The sequence below is a fragment of the Natrialba aegyptia DSM 13077 genome (assembly GCF_000337535.1).
Taxonomy (GTDB): Archaea; Halobacteriota; Halobacteria; order Halobacteriales; family Natrialbaceae; genus Natrialba; species Natrialba aegyptia.
In genome coordinates this window covers 308,959-325,070 of record NZ_AOIP01000032.1, presented here as the reverse complement: position 1 = coordinate 325,070, position 16,112 = coordinate 308,959, and the positions used below count along the sequence as shown (strand labels likewise).

At 62.7% G+C, this 16,112-nt stretch carries 16 protein-coding genes; 11 read left to right on the top strand and 5 right to left on the bottom strand.

Annotated elements, in window-relative coordinates:
- Window positions 1–10: 10 nt before the first annotated feature.
- The 6 genes from C480_RS15610 to C480_RS15585 all read left to right on the top strand — a co-directional run bounded on the left by C480_RS15610 (window position 11) and on the right by C480_RS15585 (window position 6,421).
- Window positions 11–682 carry a potassium channel family protein gene (locus tag C480_RS15610; protein ID WP_006666586.1) on the top strand — a complete coding sequence of 224 codons (672 nt, stop codon included), beginning with the start codon at window positions 11–13 and terminating at the stop codon, window positions 680–682.
- A gap of 2 nt (window positions 683–684) precedes the next feature.
- The gene (locus C480_RS15605) at window positions 685–2,226 is read left to right on the top strand and encodes a TrkH family potassium uptake protein (protein WP_006666585.1); all 1,542 of its coding nucleotides are present in this window, start codon (window positions 685–687) and stop codon (window positions 2,224–2,226) included.
- A 135-nt stretch (window positions 2,227–2,361) separates the two neighbouring features.
- On the top strand, window positions 2,362–3,156 hold the full coding sequence (locus C480_RS15600; RefSeq protein ID WP_006666584.1) for an Lrp/AsnC family transcriptional regulator: 795 nt from the start codon (window positions 2,362–2,364) through the stop codon (window positions 3,154–3,156).
- A 1-nt stretch (window position 3,157) separates the two neighbouring features.
- A complete protein-coding gene (locus tag C480_RS15595; RefSeq protein ID WP_006666583.1) occupies window positions 3,158–3,433 on the top strand; it encodes an FmdB family zinc ribbon protein in 276 nt (91 codons plus the stop codon).
- Window positions 3,434–3,585: 152 nt separating this feature from the next.
- Window positions 3,586–5,205: a fatty acid--CoA ligase gene (locus tag C480_RS15590; protein WP_049903762.1), complete on the top strand. Its 1,620-nt coding sequence runs from the start codon at window positions 3,586–3,588 to the stop codon at window positions 5,203–5,205.
- Window positions 5,206–5,338: 133 nt separating this feature from the next.
- Window positions 5,339–6,421: a glutamate--cysteine ligase gene (locus C480_RS15585; protein ID WP_006666581.1), complete on the top strand. Its 1,083-nt coding sequence runs from the start codon at window positions 5,339–5,341 to the stop codon at window positions 6,419–6,421.
- Between the two features lie 323 nt (window positions 6,422–6,744).
- Here the strand turns inward: C480_RS15585 and C480_RS15580 are convergent, their stop codons facing one another.
- Both C480_RS15580 and gfcR read right to left on the bottom strand, forming a co-directional pair.
- Complete coding sequence (locus C480_RS15580) at window positions 6,745–7,026, bottom strand: hypothetical protein (protein WP_006666580.1); 282 nt, start codon at window positions 7,024–7,026, stop codon at window positions 6,745–6,747.
- A gap of 567 nt (window positions 7,027–7,593) precedes the next feature.
- Window positions 7,594–8,268, bottom strand: a complete 675-nt coding sequence (gfcR, locus tag C480_RS15575) for a transcriptional regulator GfcR (RefSeq protein ID WP_006666579.1) — start codon at window positions 8,266–8,268, stop codon at window positions 7,594–7,596.
- 166 nt (window positions 8,269–8,434) lie between these two features.
- Between gfcR and C480_RS15570 the strand changes: the two genes are divergently transcribed.
- The 3 genes from C480_RS15570 (at window position 8,435) to C480_RS15560 (ending at window position 11,394) form a co-directional block, all read left to right on the top strand.
- Entirely contained in the window at window positions 8,435–9,718 is a 1,284-nt protein-coding gene (locus tag C480_RS15570) for an HAD family hydrolase (protein WP_006666578.1), read from the top strand.
- A gap of 336 nt (window positions 9,719–10,054) precedes the next feature.
- Window positions 10,055–10,795, top strand: a complete 741-nt coding sequence (locus C480_RS15565) for a helix-turn-helix domain-containing protein (RefSeq protein WP_006666577.1) — start codon at window positions 10,055–10,057, stop codon at window positions 10,793–10,795.
- A gap of 50 nt (window positions 10,796–10,845) precedes the next feature.
- The gene (locus C480_RS15560; protein WP_006666576.1) at window positions 10,846–11,394 is read left to right on the top strand and encodes an HAD family hydrolase; all 549 of its coding nucleotides are present in this window, start codon (window positions 10,846–10,848) and stop codon (window positions 11,392–11,394) included.
- A gap of 54 nt (window positions 11,395–11,448) precedes the next feature.
- Here the strand turns inward: C480_RS15560 and C480_RS15555 are convergent, their stop codons facing one another.
- The gene (locus C480_RS15555) at window positions 11,449–11,682 is read right to left on the bottom strand and encodes a DUF5822 domain-containing protein (RefSeq protein WP_006666575.1); all 234 of its coding nucleotides are present in this window, start codon (window positions 11,680–11,682) and stop codon (window positions 11,449–11,451) included.
- A 119-nt stretch (window positions 11,683–11,801) separates the two neighbouring features.
- On the opposite strand from C480_RS15555, the gene panB reads away from it, so the two are divergent.
- The gene (gene panB, locus C480_RS15550; protein WP_006666574.1) at window positions 11,802–12,614 is read left to right on the top strand and encodes a 3-methyl-2-oxobutanoate hydroxymethyltransferase; all 813 of its coding nucleotides are present in this window, start codon (window positions 11,802–11,804) and stop codon (window positions 12,612–12,614) included.
- Between the two features lie 182 nt (window positions 12,615–12,796).
- Here panB and C480_RS15545 read toward each other — a convergent pair whose 3' ends face one another.
- Both C480_RS15545 and C480_RS15540 read right to left on the bottom strand, forming a co-directional pair.
- Window positions 12,797–13,579, bottom strand: coding sequence for an alpha/beta fold hydrolase (locus tag C480_RS15545; RefSeq protein WP_006666573.1), 783 nt, complete (start codon window positions 13,577–13,579; stop codon window positions 12,797–12,799).
- Window positions 13,580–13,645: 66 nt separating this feature from the next.
- Window positions 13,646–14,116, bottom strand: a complete 471-nt coding sequence (locus C480_RS15540) for an NYN domain-containing protein (RefSeq protein WP_006666572.1) — start codon at window positions 14,114–14,116, stop codon at window positions 13,646–13,648.
- Window positions 14,117–14,392: 276 nt separating this feature from the next.
- Here C480_RS15540 and C480_RS15535 point away from each other — a divergent pair, with 276 nt between their 5' ends.
- Window positions 14,393–15,985 (top strand): S8 family peptidase, encoded by a 1,593-nt coding sequence (locus tag C480_RS15535; protein ID WP_049903760.1) that lies wholly within the window; start codon window positions 14,393–14,395, stop codon window positions 15,983–15,985.
- Window positions 15,986–16,112 lie beyond the last annotated feature (127 nt).

Sequence of the window (16,112 nt, the reverse complement as noted above, 5' to 3'; positions counted from 1 at the left end):
ACCATCAACCATGTATATCGTCATCGTCGGCGCAGGCAATATCGGATCGAACCTGATCGACCTCGCAATTGCGGACGGCAACGATGTCGTCGTCATCGAGGAGGACGACGAACAGGCAAACGCCGTTGCGTCCGAGTACGACTGTCTCGTCCTCAACGCCGATGCGACCTCCCACAGCACCCTGGAGGACGCAAGCATCGACCGTGCGGACGCCGTCATCACCACCACGAACATCGACGCCGTCAACATCATGGTCATGTTGCTCGCACAGGAACACGACGTTCCGAACCTCGTCAGCGTCGTCCACGACCCCGAAAACCTCCCCGTCTTCGAAAAGATCGGCGTCACCCTCATCGAAAATCCACAGCGGCTGATCGCCGACTACCTCTATCACTCGATTCGCTACCCGAAGGTCAGCGACTTCATCGAGCTCGAAGACGACACTGAACTCGTGGAGTTGACCGTCACCGAAGACGCGCCGATGAGCGGCGAACCGCTCAAAACGGCCACGAGTTCGGGCGTGCTTCCCGAGGGGTGTCTCGTCGTCGCGCTCAAACGAGGCGAGGAGATACGCGCGCCGAAAGGGGAGACGATCATCCGTCCGGGTGACCAGGTTACGGTGTTTACGGACGATGTCGCACTGGCTGATGCAGTTGCAGCGTTTACGGGCGATCACCCATAGTAATGCAGTACGAGACAGTCGGGCGGGACGTGGGCCGAATCGTGCAGGTCGTCTCGCTGATGGCGTTTCTCTCCATTCCGGTCGCACTCATCAATGGCGAGTTCTACGCGGTGCCGGCGTTCGCGGTTTCGGGGGCCGTGATGCTGGCGATCGGGGTGGCGCTCGCCCGCACGTTCATCGATGCGCCCGATCCGGGCAAACGCCACGGGATGCTCATCGCGGCGACGGCCTGGGGAGTCATCGGCGTGCTCGGCGCACTTCCGTTCTTGCTGATCGCGTGGACGATCACCCTCGATCCGTTTCCGGCCTGGCTGAACACGCCGGGGATTACCGAGACGACCGCCGCCTTTCGACTGCCGCTCAACGGTATCTTCGAGAGTATGAGCGGCTTTACCGGCACCGGGTTGACGATGGCCGCGGACGAGGAGGTCCTTCCGCGGTCGCTGCACTGGTGGCGGTCGTTTATCGAGTGGGTCGGCGGCGTCGGCGTCATCGTGCTCACGGTGGCTATCCTCGCACGGCCCGGAAGCGGTTCGTTGACGCTCTACGAGAGCGAGGCCCGGTCGCGGAAGATCCATCCCAGCATCGTTTCGACGGTCCGTGAAATCTGGAAACTCTACCTCGGATTTACGCTCGCCGGAATCGCACTGTTCGTCGTCGTCGGCATGCCGACGTGGGACGCAATCAACCACGCGATGACGGCTATCGCAACCGGCGGCTTCTCGGTCCGCGCCGAGTCGATCGGCTATTACGGAAAACCGCTTATCGAGTACGCCGTCATCCCGGTTATGGTCGCCGGTAGCATCGCGTTCCCGATCCACTACCTCATCCTCAAAGGCGAGATTCGAAACATCTACGCGGATCTCCAGACGAGATGGGTGCTCGGCTGGTTCGCCCTCGGTGGAGTCGCATTAACTGCCGTGTTGCTGCTCAACCAGCAGTACGAGGGGATCGAAGCGACGTTTCGGACCGCGCTGTTCCAATTCGTTTCTGCGACCTCGAACGCCGGGTTCGGAACGACGACGATCGGGAACGGAACCGAAAAGATCTGGACGACCGGCGCGACGTTACTCGTCTGTCTCGGCATGCTAACCGGTCCAGCGGCCGGTTCGACTGGCGGTGGTCTCAAACTGATCCGCGTCGCCACGCTGATCAAGGGAACGCTGTGGCAAATCCAGAGCGTGTTCGTCCCCGCGAGTGCGGTTCGACAGCTCGAACTCGGCGATCGAACGCTCGACGAAGAGCAGATCCACCGCGAGTTCACGGAGGCCGCGATCGTCCTCATCCTCTGGCTTGCAGTTCTCGCGCTCGGGATCGCCGTTTTCCTGTGGGCGCTCGCTCCGGACTATCCGCTCGAATACATCATTTTCGAGGTGATGAGCGCACAGAGCACTGTCGGACTCGATGCGGGTATTACCGGACCGGAAATGCCGACCGTCCCGAAGACGATGCTGATCCTCAATATGTGGGTTGGTCGTCTGGAAATCATCCCCGTTGCTGTGTTGCTAAGTGCCGTCCTCCGTAATGGGACCCACTCGGCGTAGCCGAACGCCGGCTCGCCGTTTCACTTTCGTGTGACACCGACTATCCGTGCTGTTTTCGCATCGAAAATATAGCCCCCGTCGCGTATTGGATAGACGTACCGTAGTTATATATTCTCTCGTCTCACAGAAATATACATGGGACACGGGACCGACGGTAGTTACCGACTCGATGAAATCGATCGTCGAATTATCTATTCGTTGATGACCGATGCTCGGAACACGTCGGCCCCCGCGATCGCCGAGGATGTCAGCGTCTCCGGGGCGACGATCCGAAACCGAATCTCCCAACTCGAAGACCACGACATCATCGATGGCTACCACGCAACCGTCGACTTCGAACACGCCGATGGGTCGCTGATGAATCTCTTTCTCTGTCACGCCCCGTTCGGCGATGTCGAGGGGCTCGCCCGTCGAATCGGCACGATTCCTGGCGTCATCAACGTCCGCGAACTCATGGGCGGCCGGCTGAATCTCCACGTCCTCGCCGTCGGCACGAATACGAGCGACCTGCGTCAGATCGGTCATGAACTCGCGACCTTAGACGTCGAAATCGAAGACGAGTTCCTCATGCAGAACGAACACGACTTCCCCTACGGCCCGTACGGTCCGGCGGACGATCACCGCCGCGAACCGCTGGCGGATTCCATTAGTCTGACCGGCGGTGCCGAAGTGGTCGAGGTAACCGTCCACGAGGAGGCTCCGATTGCCGGGCGCACGCTCGAGACGGCAGCGGACGACGGCATCCTCGAAGAACAGACGCTCGTCATCGCGATCGAACGCGACGACACGGTTATTACGCCACACGGCGATACCGAAATTAGACCCCACGATGTCGTGACGGTGTTCTCACCGAACGGCACCGACGAACCCGCACTAACGGGCTTTCGCGGGCCGGACGGGACCACACAGACGGCGACACGACTCACCTAAGATGCCACTCCACAAACTCCTCCCGGAGTTCCTCCAGCGGGAGGACGAGACGGCGAACGAGCCGGACGGGCCGGTCCTTCACGAGTGTCGACACTGCGGCTCGAAGTTCGATGACGCCCCGACGACGTGTCCGGTCTGTGGGGCGAGCGAGATTGCAACCTACGAGTTCAGTAGCGAGCCGACGGAAAGCGAGCCTCCTGACGGCTCTTCGAGCGGTCACGAAACCGATGCTGCGCCGGATGAGACGGATACTGACGGAAATTCTGGGCCCGACTAACAGTATACGAGGGCCGTGGAGAACGCTTCCAGTAGCTGCAGCCAATCGATCCGCTGTAAGTGAGACCGTGCGAAGCGACCGGAGCACGAAGCGATAGCACAATCGTAGACACCCGAACAGCTATCCGAGCCGCCGTCGAACTACCGTGCCATATGTCACATTATACCACGGTGGGGGAAACGCTCGAACAGACCGTCGCGCGGTATCCGGACCGCGAGGCCATCGTCTACCCGCGCAAGGGCCACCGCTTTACGTACGCGGAGTTCGACGAGCGCGTCAATCGACTGGCGAACGCGTTCGCCGACCTCGGAATCGAACGCGGGGATCGAGTCGCGACGGTGTTGCACAACGGCTCCGAGTTCGTCCTCACCGTCTACGCCTGTGCGAAACTCGGGGCCGTCATCACGCCGCTGAACTTTCGGCTGGCCGCCGGCGACATCGAGTTCATCGTCTCCGATGCCGCGGCCGAACTCGTCGTCTTCGAGGCCGCGACGCGGGAGGCCGTCACGGCCGCGAAACCTGAACTCGAGTCGGTCGAGGAGTACGTGTATATCGATGAGGAGGGACCGTCGTACGCCCGCGAGTTCGACGCGTTGCTTGCGTCCGGGGCCGCCGAGCGGCCGTCGATCGACGTCTCCGAGGACGATACCTACGCGTTCATCTACACGTCGGGGACGACGGGCCGGCCGAAGGGAGTGGTCCACGAGCATCGGGACATGGTGGATCACAATCTGTTGTGCATCGCCGAGATGAACGTCACGCGGGACGACGTCGGACTGTCGGTCATGCCGCTGTATCACTGTGCGGAGTTACACTGCAGTCTGTTCCCGCGCGTTCAACGCGGCGCGACGACGGTTATTCTCCACGAGTTCGATCCGGCGGTCGCGTTGGACGCGATCGAGGAGTACGACGTGTCGTTCCTGTTCGCCGCGCCGACGGCCTGGAACGGGCTGTCGTTGGCGGCCGCAGAGCGCGATGTCGACGTCTCCTCGCTACGACTCGGCCTGTACGGCGCTGCGCCGATGCCCGAGCAGGTGCTGGAAAACTGCCGTGAACACCTCTGTGAGGACTACATCCAGGCGTACGGCATGACCGAGATCGGTCCCGCGGGCGTCTTTCAGCGGCCGGAAGATCAACTCTCGAAGCAAGGGTGTGCGGGCCTGCCGGCACTCAATCACGAACTCCGGATCGTCGACCCCGACGCGGACCCGGATCGGGAAGTCGAACGGGGCGAAATCGGCGAGATCCTCATCGCAGGTCCGTGTACGATGCGCGAGTACTGGAACCGACCGGACGCGACCGCACGGTCGCTGCGCGAGGCCGACGGGACGACCTGGTACTACACCGGCGACCTCGGCTACCGCGACGCGGACGGCTACCTCTACGTGGTCGATCGGAAGGACGATATGATCGTCTCCGGCGGCGAGAACATCTATCCGGCCGAGGTCGAGGACGTGCTGTTCTCTCACGACGGCGTCGAAGCGGCCGCCGTCGTCGGTGAACCCGACGAAGAGTGGGGCGAGCGCGTCGTCGCCTACGTCGTCGGAGACGGCGTCACCGCGGATGACTTGGACGCGTTCGCCCTCGAGAGCGACCAGTTGGCCGACTTCAAGCGTCCGCGAGAGTACACTTTCGTCGAGGAGCTTCCCACGAACCCGAGCGGAAAGGTCCAGAAATTCAAACTTCGCGAGTCCGACGACGCGGCGCGCGACGACGCCGAGACGGAGGAGGCCTCCGGAGCCGATTCGGACACGGACCCCGCGGAGTCCTGAGGCCCACTAGCTGCTGCAACCACGACCGTATTCTGTATCCAAAATACTCATTCAAAAATGAGGATAACCCGTGTTGATACGTCTGCGACCAACTCCAAACCGTATTTACTGCCGCGGCTAAAAGGACTCCACGATGGAACGCGGGTCGCCGGATTCGTTTACGCGTATGGGCACACTGGGGATCGAAGAGGAGTGTTTCGTCGTCGACGAGCGCGGTCGGCCCACGAGCGGCACCGACGAACTCGTCTACGAACACGACCCCCCCGAAATCCTCGCCGATCGACTCGACCACGAACTGTTCAAGTTCGTCATCGAAACCCAGACGCCGCTCATCGAGGACCCCGCAAACGCGCGGGCGGCGCTACTCGAAATCCGCCGCGCGCTCGTCGACCACGCCGAACGCCACGGCTTTCGGATCGCCGCCGCCGGCTTGCACCCGCTCGCGAAGTGGCGCGAACTCGAGCACGCGGAGAAACCCCGCTACCGAGCCCAGCTCGATCGCATCCAGTACCCACAGCACCGCAATACGACCGCCGGCGTTCACGTCCACGTCGGCGTCGACGACGCCGATAAGGCCGTCTGGATCGCCAACGAGCTGCGGTGGTACGTCCCGATCATGCTCGCGCTCTCGGCGAACTCGCCGTACTGGGACGGCTTCGACACCGGCCTCCAGTCCGCCCGCGCGAAACTCTTCGAAGGACTCCCCAACACCGGCATGCCGACCTACTTCGAGGACTTCGACGCCTTCGACCGCTTCGAACGCCGCATGCTCGCGACCGACTCGATCAACGACCGCGGCGAACTCTGGTACGACGTCCGCCCGCACACGGAACACGGCACCGTCGAACTCCGAACACCCGACGGCCAGGCCGATCCGGATATCGTGATGGCGTTCGTCGAGTACGCCCACGCCCTCGTCGAGGCGCTGGCCGAGGAGTACGAGGACGGCACCCCCAACTCCCGCCACCGCCGCGAACTCTTAGACGAAAACAAGTGGCGCGCCCTGCGCTACGGACACGAGGCATCGTTCATCGATCGCGAACTCGACGGCACCGTCTCCCTCGGCGAAGTAGTCGACCGCGAGTGCGACCGACTCGGCATCGACGGCATCAAACGAGTCTACGAGCGCGAAAGCGGCGCGAGCAAACAGCGGCGACTCCTCGAAAACGCGGGCCCGGACGCGCTCTGTGACAGTCTGCTACTTGAACTCGAGTGACGGACCGCTTCTCTCTCTCCGGTATCGCGGCGGAACCGCCCCATCTCGCGGCTTCGATCACCACCGGGTGTAGAGACGGTTTTCGAACGGTATCAGCCGCGGATGCGTTTTCACAGGGAGTGTACGCCTCCCAAGACGGTAGCTATGCCGCAGTTTGAAACGACGTGACAAGCAAACGTCGTCTCTGGCCGGCCGGGGAGGCGAGACGGTTTCGCTTCCGAAGGCAGTCTCCGCCAGCTATCGTAGCAACTGAAACGATACACACACTGATCGTACAGCCATCGTGCGATCAGGTGTGCACTGGCTTTCAGTGGCTACTATAGTTACATATCCTCGTCGCTCGTCTCGTTGTCCATGCCGTTCTCCTCGCTGGTATCGTTCTCACCGTCCATTCCGTCCGTTTCGTTTCCGTTCTCCGCGCCGTCCGTTTCATTCCCCATCCCGTTCTCTTCGCCGTTCGTCTCGTCGCCCGTCCCGGTTTCGTCACCGGCCCCATCGTCGGTCGTCTCATTATCCTCCCCGCTATCGCCACAGCCTGCGAGTGCGGCCGCACATACGGTACCACTGACTGCGATCAACCGTCGCCGCGTGAATCGATCGGTCATTATCGTACCCTCGCTCCATACCCGGACGTCGTTCCCCAAGAGAATGTGCCACCTATCCGGTTCGCGGAGAGTGACAAACGCCATTTGCGTTCTCTGAACTTCTATCCGGAATAAATACATGATAACACGGCACTTGAACTCGTTCCGCTGAAGGTATGCATACTCTCGAAATCGTACACGGACGCCGAGTTCACATCTCTCAGACGCCAGTTACGTACGTGGTAGCCGTCCGCTGTCTCTGGACTACCCAGGCGGCGTTTTGTGAGACTACTTGGATTCGCTATCGACTCGGACTCCGACACCGGCAACGAGCACGAGCGAGGGTTCCGCGGTACCGGAACCGCTCTCAGCAATGACGCTCGCGCGGCCGGCCGCGATCGACGTTCGGTCCGAAACACCGGCGCGGTTGGCCGACGGCTGCGAACACGATCGAGATGTCCACTAGCGTTCCGCCCGTTCTCACTCGATGACAGTCCGTTCGTACGGGCTGCCGTCAGTCAGTTTCGGCGCGCTCGCGACCCGTCCTGTGTCCTGCGAGTGCGCGGAAAATCGGTACCGCAGACCGTCTCAATCGTCCTTCCCGACGCTAATGACCTGCACGAGCGAGTAGACCGGGACGCCGTCGATTTCCTCGAGCCCCTGTTTGTCGGCGAGGACGACGCAGGCAAGCGGTTCACCGCCTTCAGCACGGATCGCCTCGATCGTCTCTCGCATCGTCGTCCCGCTAGTTATGGTGTCGTCGACGATGTAACACTCGCGGTCACGGATACCGGCGAAGTTTCGGGAGAAGGTCCCGCCGAGGTCCTCGATGTCGCCTTCCTCCCACTGGTGTTTTGCCGGCGTGTAGGTGCCGAGATCGGTCTCGAGTTCACGTGCGACGAGCGTTGCGATGGGGCCGCCGGCCTTTTCGATCCCGATGGTGAGGTCGACGTCCTCGCCGTGTTTGGCCAACAGATCGGCCATCGCGGCGGCGACGTGGCTCATGCGCTTGCTGTCGCGGCCGATAGCGGCCCAGTCGACGTGGATGTCCTGTGGACGGCTCCCGTTTTCCGTCGTCGCGTCCGCTCCCGTCGGTGCCGACTGTGCTGGCCGCCCTTCGGACTGGGTCGTCGCGTCGCTTCGCTCGACGAGCCAACTCGCCGTCTCCCGGGAGACGTTCAGTTCGTCCGCGATTTCGCCCTTCGAGAGGCCGCGGGCTGCGAGTTCAGCCGCGCTCTCGATGAGATCGTCGACGTTCTTCATATGCCGTTCCTTCGGACGCGGTTTTTATAGTCGTATCGTCCGATGAGAAATGAGCCGCGACATGACGTGTAGTTGACTTTCCGATGGCGGCTGCCCGAGTCGATCACCGTCAAGTACTGCCACAGGACGGAAAACGATTATCTCCCTGCCACTGGCTCTACGTACCATGGAGCGATACGACCTCGTCTATCGGCTCTACGACGAGTACGAGACGGAGACGCTGCGAGAGTACCAGGAGTTCGTCGATGTCTTTCCCGCGGTCGACTCGCGAGTCGCACTCGAGCACTGGCAAGATGCAAGCGATGAACTCGAGGCCCGAAAGGACGAGATTCGCGGCGACTTCGCGGCCGGCGGAACGTTTGCGGAAATCGTCGCGCGGGCGACCCGCGAGCAGGCCTTTACCGCGCTCGATCTCGAAGCCAAGTACGGCCGCGACGTAAACGTCCTCGTGCTGGACGTCGACGAAACGCTGCGGTCGGCGGGCGGGACGGATAACGAAATCCCCCGCGAAACGCTTCACGTGCTGACCGAGTTCCACGAGGCCGGCGTTCCCATCGTCATCTGCACGGGCCAGACCTTAGAGAACGTCAAGGGATTTGCCATCCAGGGGCTCGGCAGCGAAATCGTTCACTCCGGAAATCTCTCGATCGTCTACGAGGCGGGAACGGGTGTCTTCACCCCAGGCCACGGCGCGGAGACGAAGCAACTGCTCTACGAGGATCTGGACGCCGAGATCAGGGACGTGTTCGACGACGTGCGCTCGCGCGTGCTCCCCGAGGCATCCGAAGACCTCCGGCGGGGCTGTCACTTGCAGGGCAACGAGTTCAACGTCACGATGAAGCCGAACTACGAAACCGGGTCGTCGAACGCCCGCGAGATCATCGACGAGGCGCTGGTCTATCTGCTCGACCTGCTTTCGGACGCAGTTGCCGCGATTTTCGCGTCGACGGACGCTGACGGTGACGGTGACGGCGACCACGAACTCGACGAACAACCGGTTACGGACTGGACGCGCACCTTTTACGCCGCTCAGGACCCCGAGATCAGGGCCGTCCTCGAGAGCGAGGGCGGCTATCCTGACCTGGAGGCCGCCGCCGTCCCGGACGAACTCGAACGGATACTCGAGCGGATCGACGTGGCCTATTACGAGGCCGATGCGGCCGAAATCGGGAGCCTCGAACTGAACAAGGTCGTCGGCGTCGAACGCGCGCTCGACGTGCTCGACGTCACGGACCCGTTCGCGCTCGTGATGGGCGACTCGAAGAGCGACCTGCGGGTCATGCGGTGGGCCGCCGAGAACGGAACCGGTATCGCGGCCGCGCCGGAACACGCCTCCCGCGATACCATCGAGCACGTCCTCGAGACGGACGAACTCGTTTTCGATCGCGGTCGAAGCGTCGATATCCTGCGAACGGTGTACGCCCTCAACCGGTTTGCGAGACTGGGATAACGCACTCGCCGCGGCACGGCGCTGTCGCCGTATTCGATCCCCTATTTAAACCGCTGGAACACAAAGGCCGGGCCATCAACCGACAAGACGACATGTTTTCGTACTAGCGCGATCCGGCCAGAGCGATCACGAGCGAGCGTGTCGGGCCACTCACAGGCGCGTTGAGCGGTCGCCACGTATCGCACCTGCTGCCGCGATCGGAGGTCCTGAGATGTTTCCCCTCAAACTCAACGTCTCCGACGACCGCGGTGTCGTTCGCCAACCGACCCGTCGGACTGTGGAGAGTACCACGCTTTCCGGCGGCAGACCGGACGCTTCGGTCGGGGTGAGATTCCGATGACGACCATTGCCGTCATCTCCCTGCCGGTCGACGAGTTCGCGCTTGGCGAGACGGTCGACCAGTTATCGACCGTTTCCGTTCGCGTCGAGAGCGTCATCGCCGAGGGACCCGCTCGAACGGTTCCGTTCGTCTGGTTCTCGGGCGTCGATAGGGACGAACTCGAGGCGGCGCTCGATGCGGATCCGACGATCGCAGCGTACTCACACCTGCTCACGAGTTCGGCCGACGATGCGGGGGCGGACGCGACGAGCGAGGTGAGCGAAACAGCCGACGCGAACGCGGAACCGACCGACTGGTTCTACCAACTTCGGTACGGCGAGGGAGTGCGGTCCGTCTGCAGTTCCATCTACGAGGGCGACGGGGCCGTCCTCGACGCCCAGATAACCGATAATCGGTGGACGTTGCGGCTCCTCTTTCCCGAGCGCGAGGATCTCTCGGACGCGGTCGCCGCGATCGAATCGCAGGACGAGTCCGTCCACGTCGACGTAAAGCGACTGGTCGAGGCCGGCGACGACGAAATCGAGACCACGGCCGCGCTGACCGATCCCCAACGGGAAGCCATCGCCGAAGCCTACCAACAGGGCTACTACGACGTTCCCCGCGAAATCTCGCTCGAAGAACTCGCGTGTGAACTCGACATCTCGCATCAGGCGCTCTCGGAACGGCTCCGGCGGGCGAACCGCGTTCTTGCTGGCGAACAACTCGACGATCCGACGGGCGAGGTCGCAATGGAGTAACGAGGTCGCGGAGCACACAGTATATTCGTCGGCGGCTTCTACTGTGGCACGTGATCGCTCTGAACGGGTACGATGCGATCGTCTACGACCTCGACGGGACGCTCGTCGATCTCGACGTCGACTGGGACGCCGTCGCGTCCGACGTTCGTGCAGTGTACGACGACGCGGCCACCGAGCCGCCCGGGGACGATCTCTGGGCGATGCTCGAGGGCGCAGCCGAGGCGGGCCTCCTCGAAGTGGTCGAGGAGACGATCGCCAGCCACGAACGAACGGGCGCACGGACCGCACCGCGACTCCCGTTCGCGGCCGATCTCGAAGCCCGATCCGTCCCGATCGGCGTCTGCTCGCTCAACTGCGAGGCCGCCTGCCGGCACGCACTCGAGAACCACGGCCTCACGCCGGCGGTCGATGTCGTCGTCGGTCGCGATACGGTCGCCACCCAGAAACCCGATCCGGAACCGCTGCTCGCCGCCGTCGGTGAACTCGGTGTCGAGCCCGAGCAGGCGGTCTTCGTCGGCGACTCCGAGCGGGACGAGCGGACGGCACGGCGAGCCGGCGTCGACTTTCAGTACGTCGGTGATGGCCCGTCGGGCGTCTAAGTCTACGACCCACTTCGAGTTCACCGAGCGGCTGAATCCAGCGTTCCGGGGCCGTCAGCGCTGCGCTCGCTTTGCGTAGACGAAGACGCCCACCGCGACGAACAGCCAGATGACTGCGCCGACGCGGATCGCGAACTCGGCCCGCGAGCCCCACGTCGGCAGCTCGGCAGTCGTCGAGAGGAGCGCAACGAGCGGCGAACCGGCGATGATCGTGACGACGAAGGTGACCTGCATCACCCACCCGTAGTCGACGCCCTCGGGCGTGGTCGTTTCGACGGGTTCTGGCACGGTTCAGACTCCCGACCCAGTCCTCTTAAGCGTCGCGGGTCACCCGCTCGCCTCGCCGGCGCTCGCGCCGGTGAAGAGAAGAACGGTGCTGTTTACTACTCGAGCGCCAACACGTGACTATGCCCACAGTCAGGGACCTGACCGCGATGGCGGGTGAGAATCCGATCACGATGCTGACGGCCTACGACGCGCCGACGGCCGAACTCGTCGACGAGGCCGGCGTCGACGTTATTCTCGTCGGTGACAGCGTCGGCAACACCTCGCTCGGTCACGAGTCGACGCTGCCGGTAACCGTCGACGACATTGCACGCCACGTGGGAGCGGTCTCGCGCGCTACCGACGACGCCCTGGTCGTCGCCGACATGCCCTTCCTCTCCTTCGGCGTCGACGACGCCGAGAGCATCGAGAACGCCGGCCGCATGCTCAAAGAGGAAAACGCCGAGGCGGTCAAACTCGAGTGCGGGCCCCACACGGTCGACCTCACGGAGAGGATGGTCCAACTCGGCATTCCGGTGATGGCCCACCTCGGCCTGACGCCCCAGCACGTCAACCGCTACGGCGGCTATCCCCGACAGGGGACCGACCGGGAAGCCGCTGATCGCATCTTCGAGCTCGCCCGGGAACACGAAGCCGCCGGCGCGTTCTCGCTCGTCCTCGAACACATCCCGTCGAACCTGGCGGCCGAGATCACGGCTGAACTCGATATTCCGACGATCGGAATCGGTGCCGGGCCGGCGTGTGACGGTCAGGTGCTCGTCGTCGACGACGCGGTCGGGCTCAGCGAGTGGTCACCGTCGTTCGCCGAGCAGTTTGGCTCCGTACGTGAGGAGATGGAATCCGCGATCGACGACTACGTCTCCGCGGTCGAGTCCGGCGCGTTTCCCGCCGATGAACACAGCCACGAGGCCGAGGACCTCGACGAACTGTACTGATCTGCTTTTCTGCGTTCCGGTCTGTCCGCCGTTCAGCCAGCAACTCGCAGGACTGCAACTCGACTGTTATCTATAGTAACAACTGAAACGGTTTACACACTGATCGTACAGCTGTCGCACGATCAGGTGTGCACTGACTTTCAGTGGCTACTATAGCACACCCGCCATCCCGAAACTCGTCGTCACTCCCCAATCGACTCGACAAAGCCGCTCACAGCGTCGTTGAACGCCGCCGGTCGCTCGAGCATCGACAGGTGCGCCGCGTCGTCAATCTTGACCGCTCGAGCATCGGTGATTCCGTCGGCGAGGAACTCGTGATACCGCGGCGGCGTCAGCATATCGGCCTCGCCGTAGACGACGAGCGTCGGCACGTCGATCTCACCGAGTTCAGCGCGAACGTCGAACGCGTGGCAGGTCTCGAAATCCCGGCGAGTAACCGTCTGTCCGCACGCGCGCATCTGTGCTTTCGAGTGTTCGACGAGTTCAGGATCGGCATCGTGGAAGAGCCGATCGGGACCGTGGAGGAACTCGATCGCCCGCTCGAAGTCGCTCGCGAGCCACTCGCGCAGGTCGTCGAGGACGCCGAGGCGGGCACCCGTCCCGGTCAACACGACGGCTGCCGGGCTGAACTCGTCGGCGCGTTCGAGCAGCACGTGCAAGACGAGCGCCCCGCCGAGCGAGTTCCCGACCAGAACCTGACTGTCGGTTTCCGTTGCGACGGCGATAACGTCGTCGGCGTAGGCCGAAAGTGCCGTATATCCCCCGCTCGCGTCGACGTCGTCCGAGTCGCCGTGGCCGCTCAGATCGAGCGTGACGACCGGTGTTCGATCCGCGAGGCGGTGCTGGGACTTCCAGACGTCTTTCGTGCCGCCGCTGCCGTGGACGTAACAGACCGTTGGTCCGTCACCACCTCGATCGGTGCACTCGTAGGCCGTCTGCCGGCCGTGGTGAGATACCTGCTGCATAGGTGATGAACGACCGGGGAGCGTATAAAGACTCCATCAGCCGATGGGACGGTGAGGGCCTGTACTTCAGGTCCCGAGCGTCACCGCCTCGTCCGCCGCGTTTTGAAGCGCATCGGAGCGGCCGTGCGATCCCGGCGCGATTGCGATCGTTTCGATACCTCGCGTTCCGGCGTGTTCGAGAGCGGGCTTGAAGTCCGTATCTCGCGAGGCGATCGCGAGGCGGTCGATCGTCCCGTCACAGGACAGTGCGGTCGCATCGACGGCGAGTTTCACGTCGACATCGCCGCTCGTCACGACGACTTCGAAGCCGCGCGCCTCGGCCGCCTGAATGAGGCCGGGGGTCGCGTGTTCGTCCAGATAGAGCCTGATAACGCCGACGCGGCCGAGTTCACTCGCGGCCGAACGGAGATCGTCGAGATCGACATCGAACTCGTCGCGGAAGACGTTCGGTCCATCGACGAGCAGCCCGACGGCTAGTTCCCGCTGTTGCTCGGGGGTAGAATCGGGGGCGAGACGGGCGCGAACGCGATCGAACATACCGAGCGGTAGCCACGGGCCCGGGATAGGTGTAGCGAAACGAGTCGTGATAGCTCAGTATGGCGGTCGAGTTGGCGCTCCAAGCGATCTTTTGAAGCGGAAACTGTAGTGCTGTTTATCGACAAACCGATGAGCTATTCGAAAAGACAATTGTCATTGGTTATTGATTAATGATATTTGTCGATAGGAGAGCTCTACATCCGCATAGGTACAGTAATAAATTCTAACCTGTTTCATAACACTTTAATAGAATATCAGTATTTCTCATGTCGTATCATGTCTCGTGATACCAAGAGGAATATCGGACGGCGATCGGTATTGAAAGCAACCAGCGCACTGGGGGCATTCCTGGGACTTGGTGGAGTTACCAGCGCAACACCTGGACGGAGTCCGGGTCCGAAAAAGGACGAGATTGTCGTCGGGGTATCGGACTCCGTCTCGGCCAGTAAGGCGACGATCGACTCGAAACTGCCGAGTAAGGCGACGATCGTTCACACGAACGAGACGCTCGGATACGTCGCCGTCGAGTTCCCGAGCAGGGCCTCGACGCAGGCACGGGAGAATTTCAAGCGAAACGTCCTCGAAGCGGACGACGTCGAATACGCGGAGGACAACGCGACCTACGAGGCCATCGCAACGCCGAACGATCCGCAGTACGGCCAGCAGTACGCTCCACAGCAAGTCAACTGTGAGACCGCCTGGGACGTCACCTACGGCGATCCCGGCGTGACGATCTCGGTCGTCGACCAGGGGATCCAGTATGATCACGAGGATCTCGAAGGGAACATGGATGGGAGCGTCTCGAACTACGGCGACGACTTCGTCGACAACGACGGCGATCCGTACCCGGCCAGTGCCAGCGAAAACCACGGCACTCACGTCGGTGGAATCGCCGCCGGCGGAACGGACAACGGAACCGGTCACGCCGGAATCAGCAACTGTTCGCTCCTGTCGGCTCGCGCACTCGGCGATGGTGGTGGCGGGTCGCTTACGGACATTGCCGACGCAATCCAGTGGTCCGCCGACCAGGGTGCCGACGTGATCAACATGTCCCTTGGTGGCGGCGGCTTCAGCCAGACGCTCTCGAACGCCTGCGAGTACGCCAACAACCAGGGCTCGCTGCTGGTCGCTGCCGCCGGTAACGACTACGGCAGCAGCGTCTCCTATCCCGCGGCCTACGACACGGTCATGGCCGTCTCCTCGCTCGACGAGGGCGAAACGCTCTCGGCGTTCTCGAACGTCGGGCCGGAGATCGAACTCGCCGCACCCGGCGGGAACGTCCTCTCCTCGATTCCGTGGGACGACTACGACACCTTCTCCGGCACGTCGATGGCGTCACCAGTCGTCGCCGGCGTTGCCGGGCTCACGCTCTCCGCTCACCCGGATCTCTCGAACGCGGAACTGCGCAGTCACCTGCAAAACACCGCCGTCGATGTCGGTCTCTCCTCGGAGGAACAGGGTCACGGTCGTGTCGACGCCGGACAGGCCGTTACGACCGATCCCGGCGACGGTGACGGTGGCGGCGATCCAGGCGATGGGACTTGCGGTGACGAGACGAATACCGAAACCGCAGAGGGCAACCTTAGCAGTAGTAACTCGAGCGACTCCTACTCCTACACGCTCGAGACGGCGAATCCGTGCAGCGCCACCGTCTCGCTGAGCGGCCCGTCGAGTGCCGACTTCGACCTCTACCTGACTCTCGACGGTCGCACGCCAACCACATCGGACTACGACCGCCGCTCGTACAACTGGGGCTCGGACGAGGAGATCACGGTCGACCTCTCCGGTAGCGAGGAACTCGGCATCCTCGTTAACCAGTACAGCGGCAGCGGCTCCTACACGCTGTCCATCGAAGAACTCGGCAAGTAACCCGTCACCCGAGTTCACAATTCACCCACCTGACAGCAGTGCGCTGGTCCGGGTTCGGTGCCACGTCACATCCGGCAGTCGTCTCACCACAGCGCACTCGGTGCAGCCAGCACCGCCAGCACTCATC

Coding starts and splice junctions, on each gene's coding strand:
- C480_RS15610 (WP_006666586.1), top strand. CDS start 11: ATGTATATCGTCATCGTCGGCGCAGGCAATATCGGATCGAACCTGATC.
- C480_RS15605 (WP_006666585.1), top strand. CDS start 685: ATGCAGTACGAGACAGTCGGGCGGGACGTGGGCCGAATCGTGCAGGTC.
- C480_RS15600 (WP_006666584.1), top strand. CDS start 2,362: ATGGGACACGGGACCGACGGTAGTTACCGACTCGATGAAATCGATCGT.
- C480_RS15595 (WP_006666583.1), top strand. CDS start 3,158: ATGCCACTCCACAAACTCCTCCCGGAGTTCCTCCAGCGGGAGGACGAG.
- C480_RS15590 (WP_049903762.1), top strand. CDS start 3,586: ATGTCACATTATACCACGGTGGGGGAAACGCTCGAACAGACCGTCGCG.
- C480_RS15585 (WP_006666581.1), top strand. CDS start 5,339: ATGGAACGCGGGTCGCCGGATTCGTTTACGCGTATGGGCACACTGGGG.
- C480_RS15580 (WP_006666580.1), bottom strand. CDS start 7,026: ATGACCGATCGATTCACGCGGCGACGGTTGATCGCAGTCAGTGGTACC.
- gfcR (WP_006666579.1), bottom strand. CDS start 8,268: ATGAAGAACGTCGACGATCTCATCGAGAGCGCGGCTGAACTCGCAGCC.
- C480_RS15570 (WP_006666578.1), top strand. CDS start 8,435: ATGGAGCGATACGACCTCGTCTATCGGCTCTACGACGAGTACGAGACG.
- C480_RS15565 (WP_006666577.1), top strand. CDS start 10,055: ATGACGACCATTGCCGTCATCTCCCTGCCGGTCGACGAGTTCGCGCTT.
- panB (WP_006666574.1), top strand. CDS start 11,802: ATGCCCACAGTCAGGGACCTGACCGCGATGGCGGGTGAGAATCCGATC.
- C480_RS15545 (WP_006666573.1), bottom strand. CDS start 13,579: ATGCAGCAGGTATCTCACCACGGCCGGCAGACGGCCTACGAGTGCACC.
- C480_RS15540 (WP_006666572.1), bottom strand. CDS start 14,116: ATGTTCGATCGCGTTCGCGCCCGTCTCGCCCCCGATTCTACCCCCGAG.
- C480_RS15535 (WP_049903760.1), top strand. CDS start 14,393: ATGTCTCGTGATACCAAGAGGAATATCGGACGGCGATCGGTATTGAAA.